Raw genomic sequence first — 12,670 nt, 5'->3', positions numbered from 1 at the left:
TTAAATCCTGGAAAAACAGCATCCACAATTGGAAAAGAGTACATGACATTACAACAATGGGGATTTTCATTCAAAGGCCGAATTGGAAGGCGGGAGTTTTGGATCGGCATGGCTATTTGTTTCGCCTTGATCTTTATACTTCTGACATTGCATGGAATGAATCTCCTTCCCATGAATTATGCGGCGGTCGGTCTTGCTTTGCTATTGTATCCAACGGCGGCAATTTTTTCGAAGCGCCTGCATGACCGGAATAAACGGGGTGGTTGGATGCTACTATGTGCACTGGCCTGGATATTGTTGTCCCTTGATTGGAGCGTGATGGCACCAATATGGCAGTGGGGAATTGGTCGTTTTGTTCCAACCCTGATTTTTGTCATGATGATATTGGATTGTGGTGTATTCCGTGGTACGGAAGGCGCTAATCGTTTTGGTGAGATGGCAGAAACGGTTGATTATATTTCTGCCAAGGAAAACTGATTACCAGTATTGCTCGCTGGTAATATGGCCTGGTTTACGACGTAGATGTTTTGCCATATTACGCTGCTCTTTTAATAGTTGCTGGGTATCCCTGACCATTTGGGGATTCCCGCACAGCATGACATGGCTGTTTTCTGCCTGAATGGGTAAACCAACAGCCGATTCCAATTCGCCATTTTCAATTAATGCTGGAATTCTGCCCATGAGTGAATTTGGCCATTTTTCTCGGCTGACGATGGTCTGTATTCTCAGTTTACCTTGAAATTTTTTCTCTAATTCTTGCATCATCGGTAAATAACTTAAATCCGCTCCCCATCTGGCGGCATGAACCAAAACGATATTTTCGAATCGTTCCAGAGCGGTTCCTTGCTGGAGGATGGAAAGGTAAGGCCCAATGGCGGTGCCAGTGGAAAGCATCCAGAGTGTTTGGCAGTCAGGGATTTCATCAAGAACGAAAAAACCCGCCGCTTGCTCTGTTACCAGCAATTCATCACCAATTTTTAGTGCAGCCAATCGAGGACTGAGTTTTCCTTCAGGAACGGTAACCAAATAAAATTCCAGATTATTGTCATCGGGAGCGTTGACGTAGGAATAAGCCCGTTGGATACGTTCCTCCCCAATTTTTAGGGCAAGTTTTGCAAATTGTCCGGCGGTGAATTTTTCTATTGGTGCATGAACTTTGATGCTGAAAAGCGAATCAGTCCAGTTGGTTATGTCGGTAACTTTTCCTGTAACCCAATTTGTCATTACGATTAACCTCTCTACACAAATTGATGATTTTTTGTAACGATTCTACGTGATTACTTGAGATAGCATTATCGATTACGTGTTACAGTTCGATTAACTGGGTTTTTGCCAATATCATGGTCTAATATGTACATTTTTATTGACATATATGGGTGATATATCTGTAATTTATTTTCTCTAAAAAACACCATTTCGAAGTCATCGCCGAAAAATATTTTTCTGTTGATGCCCCTGGCAATATTAAAACGATATATCAAAAGGGTATCAAAAACTCCTCTAAATTCGGAACTGAACTATTAAACCTCTTTTACTAAATAGCGTTTCAAAATGATAGGCGTTTCTTACCCCGCGCGTCGCGCGAGGTAAGAAACTTCAACATCTGATACTCTCAGTATTATGAAAACCTATTTAGTATAAAATGGTATATTTGGCTTGGAAATGTCGATAATGCATTAAAATAATTGGATAATTTCGCCTTGATATGTGATGGCGGCACATCGCACTGTGAAAACAACAAATCTCTGTTAAAACAAATAGATGAAATGTATATCTATATTGTAGATAACAGCATGAATTCCCCTATTATGGCGAAATGTATCGATATGACGAGCTGATTTTTTCTTCATTTGTTGAGTTGACGATCAATGGGGTTATCGTTAAGCGTATGGTGAAAAAACAGCAAAAATAATGAGGTCAACAAGGTACATTACTTGCTCCAGACACGAACAGAGCGGGACTCAATGATGATTTAAAAGCTTGATTTAAGCGTTGGTATCTGGGAATAAGATCATGTGAAGAAAAGGATTATTATTTGACAGAAGCTATTGCTGCAATAAGTGCTTCACACATTTTTATTCTCTCCTAATAAATACATAAATAGAATCCAGTATTGATAACTCTGTTACGCTAAAAATTTTTAGTACAAAAGTTATTTTTGGTTATGTAATAATAACAAAATCAATAGATTAAATGAGTTATTTGTTTAGAGAGTAACATTATTGTAAGCCATTAGGTTAATAATTATAGAATATATAAAGTAGCATTATTATTCTTATTATGCCCATACAATAATAAAATAATTATTTTATCGTGTTGATAATTTATTTATATTCCGTGTCTTATTATCTTCGATGTTTTAAATGGCCGTGAAATTGCATTTTGGCAAGCATTATTTGGAGTTAATTTAAGTCAAAATTAGCATTTATGGGTTTTTTCAAAATGGCAGATAGCATGTTACTCCATTGATGGATCGAGGCGTAAATATTTCCGCAAGTCTAATGTCTTGTAATTATAAAAGATACAGGGTTAATACCATAATGATTATTATATAAAGGTCAAATAGTTGTATTGCAATGAAAATAAAACAACCCAGTTTTTTATATAAATGCATTTTTAGAGCAAAAACGTCATGCGTTAACACTATATTTATCACATATTAATAGTGATAACACCCTTTAAAATAATTTAACAAAAGAGAAAGAAAGATGAAAACACATTATCTCGGAAAAGATAAATTTTCCGTTTCCGCATTGGGGTTAGGTTGTATGGGAATGAGCTTTGCCTATGGTGGAGCAGAAGAATCACAGGCTATTAAGACTATTCATGCAGCCATTGATATGGGAATCACTTTCCTTGATACTGCTGAAGTCTATGGCCCTTTTGACAATGAAATACTCGTAGGAAAGGCCATTAAAGGGATCCGTGATAAAGTCCAGATTGCGACAAAATTTGGTTTCCGTATTTTACCCACTGGCAGTGGATTGGAGCGTATGGCCGGTGTTGACAGCCGACCAGAGCATATTCGTGAAGCCGTCGAAGGTTCTCTGAAACGGCTCAATATAGACACTATTGATTTGCTGTATCAGCACCGCATTGATCCTTCTGTACCGATTGAAGACGTAGTGGGCACAATGTCTGACCTAATTAAGGAAGGAAAAGTTCGTCATCTTGGCTTATCAGAAGTTTCCGCCGATACGTTGCGTCGGGCTTGTAAAGTGCACCCTATTACCGCCGTACAGAGTGAATATTCTCTTTGGACTCGTGAACCTGAAGGTAACATTCTTCCGGTTTGTCGTGAACTGGGTGTGGGCTTTGTGTCTTATAGCCCGTTAGGCCGAGGTTTCTTGACGGGTAAAATTATTGATCAGTCTGGTTTCTCCAACGACGATTTTCGCCGAAATCTTCCTCGTTTCCAGCAAGAAGCCATGCAAAAAAATCGACAATTACTCTATAAGCTACAATCTATAGCCGAAAAGTATCAATGTTCTCTGGCCCAACTCGCCCTCGCTTGGGTGATGAGCAAGCGGGATGATATTGTCCCAATTCCGGGAGCGAGGAAAATTGAACACTTGAAGGATAATTCCTGTGCAGCCGAGCTGCGTATTTCTGACGATGATATTCAACTCATTGATATTATTTTCATGCCGGAAAACATTCATGGTCTGCGATACAATCAGGATGATCTTAGACTCATTGACCAATAATCATCTGTCGTAAATTATTCCGCCGACTCTGGCAGGAAATGAGGTTTATATCATGACATTATCTGCTCCCCGTGGATCAGACATGCCTACTGCTGTGTATGCATTGTCTGTAGGCTCATTCGGTATTGGAACGACAGAATTCGTTATTATGGGTGTACTGCTTAATATTGCTCGGGATTTTAATATTTCCATCACATTGGCGGCTTATTCGATCACTGCGTATGCCTTTGGTGTTGTGATTGGAGCACCACTGATTACTTCATTCCTTAGTCAATATAATAAAAAGTATTCTCTTATTCTTCTGATGATTATTTTCACTGCTGGAAATTTCTGGTGCGGTGTATCAGGCAATATTACTACGTTGATTATAGCCAGGATCATCACAGCCTTTGCTCATGCCGCGTTCTTTGGCATCAGCTCTGTCTACGCATCGGAACTGGCAGCACCAGATAAAAGAGCCTCTGCGGTATCAGCTGTATTTCTTGGAGCCACGCTGGCCAATATCATGGGCGTTCCTCTCGGAACATGGGTGGGGCAATCTTTTGGCTGGCGTTACACATTTTTCATGGTGACTCTTATCGGTTTGTTTTCGACATTATCAGTCTTCTTTTTTGTTCCGAATCGTCAGACAACAGAGATGAATAAAATAAGCGTCGTTAATGAATTGAAAATTATTATTCAGGCAAAAGTATTTAAAAGTCTGTTGATTACAATACTGGGTTTTTCTGGTGTATTTTCTGCATTCACTTATATCGCGCCAATGCTGAAAGATGTCACTCAAATGAATGAAAAATTAATTCCATTTATATTGGTGCTATTTGGTATCGGCATGATTGTAGGGAATCATATCGGTGGGAAACTCACAGATAAAGGAACACGCAAAGCACTCCTTATTACACTGTCGTTCCTTATTATAGTGCTTTGCCTATTCCCAGTGGCCATGTTGAGCACTGCATCAGCTTGTGTGGCTGTCTTCTTACTGGGAATGGCCATGTTTTCTACTATTCCTCCGTTGCAAGTTCAAGCACTGGACAGTAGCGAAACATCCAAAAGCATGGTGTCCTCCTGTAATATCGCCGCATTTAACCTCGGTAATGCAGTTGGTGCCTGGATTGGTGGGCTGTTACTTGCATACGGTGTATCTCTTTCCCATATTCCGCTGGCAGGTGCCTTTATGACGGCAATCGGACTCATCATTGTATATGTAACCTTGTAATCCCTTTAAGGTAAGTGAGTGAATATGAAATACCGATATTTAGGTTCTACGGGTTTATCCGTATCTGAGTTATGCTTCGGCGCTATGACTTTTGGTGAAAAAGGCGCTTTTCTTGGTGCACCAGATCGTAATTGGGCGGAATTTGGAGTCGTTTCTGAAAATACAGCTTATGATCTCGTATATAAGGCTCTGGATGCTGGGATCAATTTCTTTGATACCGCTGATTGTTATAAAAATGGACAAGGCGAGGAGCTACTGGGTAATGCGCTGAAAGGTAAGCGACACGAAGTCATCATCGGCACTAAAGGCCGCTGGCAGACTGATCCCAATCCTAATTCACTTGGTGCATCTCGTTATCACATTATCAATGCAGTAGAGCTGAGTTTAAAACATCTTAAGACGGATTATATTGATATTTATCATTTGCATGGTTTTGATCCCCGGACTTCACTGGAAGATACCCTCAGGACATTAGATAATCTGATCCGTGACGGAAAAATCCGCTATATTGGTGTTTCAAACTATGCAGCTTGGCAACTGATGAAAGCTTTAGACATTTCTGAACGCCTTGACCTGGAAAAGTTTTGTGTATATCAAGGGTATTACAATATCGCTGCAAGGGAATTGGAACACGAAATTATCCCGTTGAGTGTCGATCAAAATGTCGGGATCACGGTATGGAGTCCACTTGCCGGTGGGTTCCTGACGGGTAAATATCCGCGAAATCAGGCTTATCCTGAAGGTAGTCGTTTATCAAATATTACCCCGTTTGAATCTGCGCCTATAGCTAACCGGGAGCAGGCTTATCAGACGTTGGATGTTATGCGTGAAATTGCACTGCAACATGACGCTAGTATCGCACAAGTGGCACTGAACTGGCTGCGTACACGTCCGGGGATCACCTCACTTGTGATTGGAGCGACAAAAATGACTCAGCTCGAAGACAATATTGCCGCACTTTCCTGGCAGCTTAGTCTGGAGGAAACAGATATTCTTAATAAAGTCAGTGAAAGAGAAAAGCCATATCCATACTGGCACATTTGTAATGTCGCCAGTGATCGCCGCATTAAAGGTGATATTTATCCGTAACTGATAATGGTTTTTTTAAAGAGATAATAAATAGTTTGTCAACATGATAGGAAACTGCTTAATACCTCGCACTGCGGAGGCATTAAGCACCCTACGATTTGTAGTGGTTGACTATTATAAAAACCTATTATACGTATGCCTTAACAGGATATATACGCATTAAACTTCAAGTTGCAATTTACAACACTCTATGAAACCTGATTTTTCCCCGCTTTGCGGGGAAAAATCACAAGCATCTTGACGTTAGATTGGTATAAATAAGCTTTCAAAATAGTAGATCACTTGAAGGGAACTCAGTCCAATTTTTGCGATCTGATTAATCGCCAAATCAAAAAAATCCCAAAATGGACTGAGTGATGCGAATCATAGCACCAATACCCCGAAATGAACGACGTCAGATGAAAAAATTTATTCATAAAACCCGGGATAAAGATTACGCCCGCCGACTCATGGCACTCTTGATGTTACATGAAGGTCAGACCGTTTCTTACATCGCCAGAACCCTTCATTGTTCACGTTCTTCCGTCCATCGTTGGATAAATTGGTTAACGTTATATGGGCTGGAAGGATTAAAAAGCTTACCGAGAGGAAGGCCTACTCGATGGAATTTAGCCCCGATTTTTAGCTTGTTGTCGTTCTTATTATCACACTCCCCGCAGGATTTTGACTGTTTGCGTTCACGCTGGAGTATTGAACTTATCACTCAGATAATCAATGAATTATTAGGGGTATCACTGTCGAAAAGTACGCTTTATCGTTACTTTTGTCAGGTGGGTATTGTCTGGCGAAGAGCGGCGCCTACTGTCAAAAAGCCTGATCCGGAGTATGACGAAAAAATGGCAAAAATCACCGAAGCCTTAGCCAACGCATCAGAGCAACATCTTGTTTTTTATGAAGATGAAGTCGATATCGATCTGAATCCTAAAATCGGGGCAGACTGGTGTCTAAAAGGACAACAAAAACGCGTGATGACACCGGGGAAAAACCAAAAGCACTACCTTGCAGGCTGCCTTGATGTCCGAACAGGTCAAGTGACTTATGTCGGTGGTATAAAGAAAAACGCTGATTTATTTATCAATATGTTAGAGAAAATTAATCGTCAGTATCGTCAAGCCAAAAGTATCACGTTGATTTTGGATAATTATGGTATTCACAAAAGCCATAAGGTCAGGGAATGGCTAAAACAAAATCCTCAATTTAACCTGTTATTTTTACCGGTCTATTCGCCATGGCTAAATAAGATTGAACGCTTGTGGCAATCCTTGCATGAAACCGTCACCCGAAATCATTGCTGTCAGTATATGTGGCAACTCTTAGCGTGCGTTGAAGAATTTATGATTGCATTTTCATTCGGGCAACAACCGGGAATGAAAAAAATGAGTGTATCGTTATTATGAAAGTTTATTTATAAGCATAGCAGTTTTGTGAATTATCAAAATATTAAAACAACCAATTAATTAACACTGAGGTTTTTTCAGAACACTTCATGTGATTAATTATTGAATAGTAAATTGAACCAATATTATCATGAAAAAAATTCTTATCATCGGCGCAGGTCCAGTGGGATTGATGACAGGATGTTACTTAAATAAATATAATATCTGTTTTGATATTATTGATAAAAATACAGAAAGTACTACTTATTCTAAAGCACTGACAGTTAGTCCGGCAACAATTAAAGCGTTTTATGGATTAAATCTTGCAGATAAGTTAGTCAAGAAGGGTCATCAAGTTAATTCTGTTTATGCCTTTTATAAAAATAAACGCTTCCTTCATATAAATAATAAATATCTTTCTTCATGTTACAAATTTCATATCAGTATTCCTCAGCCAGAAACTGAACAGATACTTGAGAACCACCTTCAACAATCTGGGGTCAGGGTGAAACGAGGATGCAAACTTATTTCATGGACCAGGGAAAAAGGACTTTATAAAGCAACACTTTTGGACGAAAATGGAATAGTGTATACATCCTTATATGACTATATTATTGGTGCTGATGGCGCTACTAGTACGGTCAGAGAATTGGCTGGGATTAATTTCAGTGGTCACAATTATGATATGCATTTCATTATGGCAGATGTACAGTTCGGGCAAAACAAAAATATTCCCGTGACATCTTATTATATTAATGAGAATGGGTTCTTAATTTTTCTTCCAATGCCTGATAACATGGTCAGAATCGTAATCAAGAAAGACGGTAAATTGCCTCTTTTACGGCCTATTCCTAACTTAATGGAAATAAATAATTATATTTCAAGGTACTGTAACCAGACAGGAGAAGCCAATAAGTTGGTATGGTCATCCAGTGCGAATTTTTATAACAGAATAGCGGATGAAAATTTTAAAGAAAATATTTTTCTTGTCGGAGATGCCTTTCATCTATTTAGTCCTATAGGTGGGCAAGGAATGAATACAGGTATTCAGGATGCTATTAATCTGGCTTGGAAATTGGCTTTTTATCTTAAGGGAGTTTCCAATTTTGAACTTCTTAATACATATCGTTCACAGCGCTTCACTGCTGTCAGAAAAGTTCTGAACTCCACAGATCATGACACGGGGTTAATTGCTGGACTTATCCCCCACCGAAGTGTCGATGCTGTTTATTATCCTGAATTCTGCAACCGGGATTATTATCGCCATGAGCTTCCTCATAAATATGCGGGATTTTCAGCTTCATTGGAAATATCTTCCGGCACAATGGAGGGGCATCATGTTCCTTGGTTTGAATTTTCTTCGAATAAATATGGATTTAAAAATACGTATGATGCTTTTTCCTCAGGAAAAATTGTTATCTTTTCCGCAAGGAAAAAATGTTCGGTATTTAACATTATGAAAGAAAGTGAATTTTTTATTTTTTACCATATAGAGAAAGAAGATACAGCACTGATAATGCATCTTCAAATCAATAATGACGAGTATGCCGTTCTTAATCCTGACGGATACCTGGGTTTCACAGGAAAAGAAACTGAGCTAATACAATATTTTTCCTCCCTGTATAACTTGGTGTGATTTTAAAAAGGAAAATTATCGTGTTTGCATCATTGTGTATCGATGAAGGAATGAAGTGTAACTAGTTAAAAAACTGAGAGGTAACAAATATGGAAAAACTTATTGTGGTCGGAGAAAAATTTACAGAATTTGCCGAAAGAAATGAAAATGTTTTGACCGTTCATGAATTTGAGCATTTTGTCTGGTCAGGTGAAATTGCCAATGTGAAAAAAATTATTTTTGGTCAGGGCGTACAGCTTGATGATATTGCAAGAACGATTCATACTATTCACCAAAATTATCCTAATAAAATACAAGGGATAATTAACTTGAACGATATTTATTATCAGAATAATAAAGAGCTACAAAAACTAGTGCATAAACGTAAAAAAGAAAATATTCTTATTACTAGCCCAGAAAAACAAGACAATGGAAATTATAAGTCTAAACTTATTCTTCAGGATTCTTCAGAATTATTATGTGATCATCAAACAGGCCAGCATATACAGGGAATGATTCTGATTGAAGCAGCAAGGCAGGCTATGATTGCCACCACGGAGAAATACTTTCTTAGGGATGCCGGTATCAACATGGAAGAAAAATATTTTACTTTGACATCATTGAATGTATCATTTTTATCTTTTGTATTCCCATTACCTGTTACTGTATCGCTCAAGGTATTATCTCAGAAAATCACAAAATATGGTAAATTTACAGGTGAATATAGTATAACATTCGAACAAAACAAAATAAAAACAGCGGAAATTAATTTCATATTCAGTGTATATGACTTTAATTATATTACCCAAAAAGAGGGTAGTCAGGCGTCTATGTGCCATCATCATTATCTAGAAAGTATTTAAATGAGGTTTTACTATCATGGGAATCGCCTTTTTCGACTTTGATGAAACTGTTATTACAGGTAAAAGTATGTTCATATTTCTGAAAAAATATTTAGAACATGGAACATTACAATGTGGATTATCGTTCTCCAGTATAATGAGTAAAATACAAAAACAGAGTAACGAAGGAAAATCAAGAGAAGATATTAACCGTTATTACTACTCTTTATTTGATGGTATATCACAAAATCAGGTAAGAATAATGGCCAGTAAGGTATTTAGTGAAGGTTGTTATGATTTCAATACCACGATAATTAAAAGAATACGCTTTCATCAAAACTGTAATGATGACGTTGTATTCGTCTCAGGTGCGATGACAGATATCATCTACCCCGTGATGGAATCACTCGGAATCAGAAATGCATTATGTTCTGAACCCATAACAGAACATGGGTATTATACTGGTGCACTTAGCAGAATTTCCATTGGCAGCCAAAAAGCCAAACATGCCCGTGATTATGCTCAAGTTCATCACCAACCGCTTTCTGCATGCCATGCCTATGGAGACCACATATCAGATCTTGATCTGCTACGGCTTGTTGGCCATCCTTATGCTGTTAACCCTTCATCAGAACTGATGGAAGAATGTCAGAAGCAAGGCTGGCCGATCCTGCTAGAGCCAAGACTCTAATGGTTCAGTCTGAGAGCATAAAAAGCTTGGGCGCTTGTGCTGTAATGGCCTCAGTGAGGCAATTTATCGTTTCATCACCTAATCTTATAGTAAAAAGCAGCTAAAGAAGTATCATCTGTAGTCTGAAATGGTGCCAGCCCATAGGACTGACTAATACCCCTGAAGTGCTATATAGGTTTTCATGTGAGGTGCTTGATAGGTATGTTTGGTTGTTCATTCTATCGCTAATTGAATAAAGAAAGAGTCCCAAGATTTTTTATATTCTCATGGTATGTTGTTCCCTCTCGCGACGACGGGAGCGATGGAGCCTTTCCCTTATCTGGCAGGAGCAGCAGGTGCCTTGGTCGGGGGATTGCAGAATGTCGGTTCAGGTGTGGCAACGTGGCTGTCGGCGATGCTACCGCAAAATAGCCAATTTAGTGTTGGGATGTTGATGTTTTCCATGTCATTGCTGATTCTATTTTGTTGGCTGCCTATTTCACAGCGGTTCCAGCGTCAAGAACATACGGTTTTGTAGAAACGATAGTGTTTAAAAAAGCTCTGGCAACAATCTTAGATGCCAAAGCCTTTATCTCACTTGCTCAATATCTTGCGGTTAGGCACGATCTTCCCATTCTTGGGCGCGGGCGACGGCTTTTTTCCAGCCATTGTATTTATGGTTGCGTTCAGTCGTTTCGATACTTGGACGGAATTCTTTTTCGACTACCGCCTTACTTTTCACTTCATCCAAATCTCGCCAGAAACCAACGGCTAAACCTGCAAGGAAAGCTGCGCCTAAAGCTGTGCTCTCACGCACTTCAGGGCGCTCTACCCGAGTGCCAAGAATATCGGACTGGAATTGCATCAGGAAGTTGTTGGCGACAGCACCGCCATCGACGCGCAGGGCTTGCAGGCGAGTACCCGCATCAGCTTGCATAGCGTCCAAAACATCGCGGGTTTGGTAAGCAATGGATTCTAATGTAGCACGGATAATGTGGTTGCTATTGGCGCCGCGGGTCAGGCCAAAAATAGCGCCACGGGCGTAAGGATCCCAATATGGTGCGCCAAGGCCAGTAAAAGCAGGAACAACATAAACACCGTTGCTGTCTTTGACCTTGGTCGCGAAGTATTCTGAATCTGCGGCATCTGCAATGAGTTTCAGTTCATCACGCAACCATTGAATGGATGCACCACCAACAAAGACGGCACCTTCCAGTGCATAATTAACTTCACCGCGTGGGCCACAACAAACAGTTGTTAACAGGCCATGGTTGGAGCGTACTGCGTCTTTGCCGGTGTTCATGAGCAGGAAGCAGCCTGTGCCGTAAGTATTTTTTGCCATTCCGGGGCTTACACACAGTTGCCCGTATAAAGCGGCTTGTTGGTCGCCTGCGATACCCGCGATAGGAATACGAGTGCCGCCTTTACCGCCGATATTGGTTTGGCCATAGATCTCCGAGGATGCGGCCACTTTAGGCAGCATCACGCGAGGTATGCCTAACTCTTCAAGGATTTTTTGATCCCATTCCAGATTATGGATATTAAATAGCATGGTACGGGAGGCATTAGTGTAATCGGTCACATGTACGCGCCCCTGAGTCATTTTCCAGACCAGCCATGTGTCGACTGTACCGAATAAAAGTTCACCGTTTTCAGCACGCTGACGGGCGCCTTCAATGTTGTCCAAAATCCATTTTATTTTCGTACCTGAGAAGTAAGGGTCAAGCACCAAACCTGTATTATGGCGGATGTATTCTTCCAGTCCCTCTTTTTGTTTCAGTTTGGTGCAAATATCTGCTGTCCGGCGACATTGCCATACAATCGCGTTATAAATCGGTTTACCGGTTTCTTTTTCCCAGATGATGGTTGTTTCTCGTTGGTTTGTAATACCAATGCTGGCAATTTCATCAGAGCGAATATCGGCTTTTGCCAAGACTTCAACTAAGGTAGAGCTTTGGCTTGCCCAGATTTCCATTGGATCGTGTTCCACCCAGCCAGGCTTGGGATAGATTTGTGGGAATTCACGCTGTGAGATGCAGACAATATTGGCATCGTGATCAAGTACAACGGCGCGTGAACTGGTCGTGCCCTGATCCAGAGCAACAATATATTTTTTTTCTGTAGTATTTTCTGTTGTCATAACTATAACCTGGTT

10 protein-coding genes and 1 pseudogene are annotated in these 12,670 nt (G+C 39.9%); 9 read left to right on the top strand and 2 right to left on the bottom strand.

Annotated features, from left to right (window positions below):
• Positions 1–42 precede the first annotated feature (42 nt).
• Positions 43–477: a DUF805 domain-containing protein gene (locus WDV74_RS16085; RefSeq protein ID WP_338883790.1), complete on the top strand. Its 435-nt coding sequence runs from the start codon at positions 43–45 to the stop codon at positions 475–477.
• Here the strand turns inward: WDV74_RS16085 and fpr are convergent, their stop codons facing one another.
• Positions 478–1,224 carry a ferredoxin--NADP(+) reductase gene (fpr, locus tag WDV74_RS16080; RefSeq protein WP_338883788.1) on the bottom strand — a complete coding sequence of 249 codons (747 nt, stop codon included), beginning with the start codon at positions 1,222–1,224 and terminating at the stop codon, positions 478–480.
• A 1,484-nt stretch (positions 1,225–2,708) separates the two neighbouring features.
• Between fpr and WDV74_RS16075 the strand changes: the two genes are divergently transcribed.
• From WDV74_RS16075 to emrD, 8 genes and pseudogenes are all read left to right on the top strand, one after another.
• Positions 2,709–3,707: an aldo/keto reductase gene (locus tag WDV74_RS16075; RefSeq protein WP_338883786.1), complete on the top strand. Its 999-nt coding sequence runs from the start codon at positions 2,709–2,711 to the stop codon at positions 3,705–3,707.
• A 52-nt stretch (positions 3,708–3,759) separates the two neighbouring features.
• Positions 3,760–4,923, top strand: coding sequence for an MFS transporter (locus WDV74_RS16070; RefSeq protein WP_338883784.1), 1,164 nt, complete (start codon positions 3,760–3,762; stop codon positions 4,921–4,923).
• Positions 4,924–4,947: 24 nt separating this feature from the next.
• Positions 4,948–6,012, top strand: a complete 1,065-nt coding sequence (locus WDV74_RS16065) for an aldo/keto reductase (RefSeq protein WP_338883782.1) — start codon at positions 4,948–4,950, stop codon at positions 6,010–6,012.
• A 356-nt stretch (positions 6,013–6,368) separates the two neighbouring features.
• Entirely contained in the window at positions 6,369–7,409 is a 1,041-nt protein-coding gene (locus WDV74_RS16060; protein ID WP_338883023.1) for an IS630 family transposase, read from the top strand.
• Positions 7,410–7,539: 130 nt separating this feature from the next.
• Positions 7,540–9,024, top strand: coding sequence for an FAD-dependent monooxygenase (locus WDV74_RS16055; RefSeq protein ID WP_338883780.1), 1,485 nt, complete (start codon positions 7,540–7,542; stop codon positions 9,022–9,024).
• A gap of 89 nt (positions 9,025–9,113) precedes the next feature.
• On the top strand, positions 9,114–9,866 hold the full coding sequence (locus WDV74_RS16050; protein WP_338883778.1) for an AfsA-related hotdog domain-containing protein: 753 nt from the start codon (positions 9,114–9,116) through the stop codon (positions 9,864–9,866).
• A 16-nt stretch (positions 9,867–9,882) separates the two neighbouring features.
• The gene (locus WDV74_RS16045; RefSeq protein ID WP_338883776.1) at positions 9,883–10,536 is read left to right on the top strand and encodes an HAD-IB family hydrolase; all 654 of its coding nucleotides are present in this window, start codon (positions 9,883–9,885) and stop codon (positions 10,534–10,536) included.
• A 268-nt stretch (positions 10,537–10,804) separates the two neighbouring features.
• Positions 10,805–11,053 (top strand): annotated as a pseudogene (gene emrD, locus WDV74_RS16040) (multidrug efflux MFS transporter EmrD); the annotation flags it as partial.
• 78 nt (positions 11,054–11,131) lie between these two features.
• Here the strand turns inward: emrD and glpK are convergent.
• Positions 11,132–12,655 carry a glycerol kinase GlpK gene (glpK, locus tag WDV74_RS16035; RefSeq protein WP_338883774.1) on the bottom strand — a complete coding sequence of 508 codons (1,524 nt, stop codon included), beginning with the start codon at positions 12,653–12,655 and terminating at the stop codon, positions 11,132–11,134.
• Positions 12,656–12,670 lie beyond the last annotated feature (15 nt).

It is taken from the genome of Xenorhabdus sp. TH1 (assembly GCF_037260955.1).
Lineage (GTDB): Bacteria > Pseudomonadota > Gammaproteobacteria > Enterobacterales > Enterobacteriaceae > Xenorhabdus > Xenorhabdus griffiniae.
Note: the sequence above shows the minus strand (reverse complement) of the source record. Positions and strands in the feature narration are given on the sequence as shown.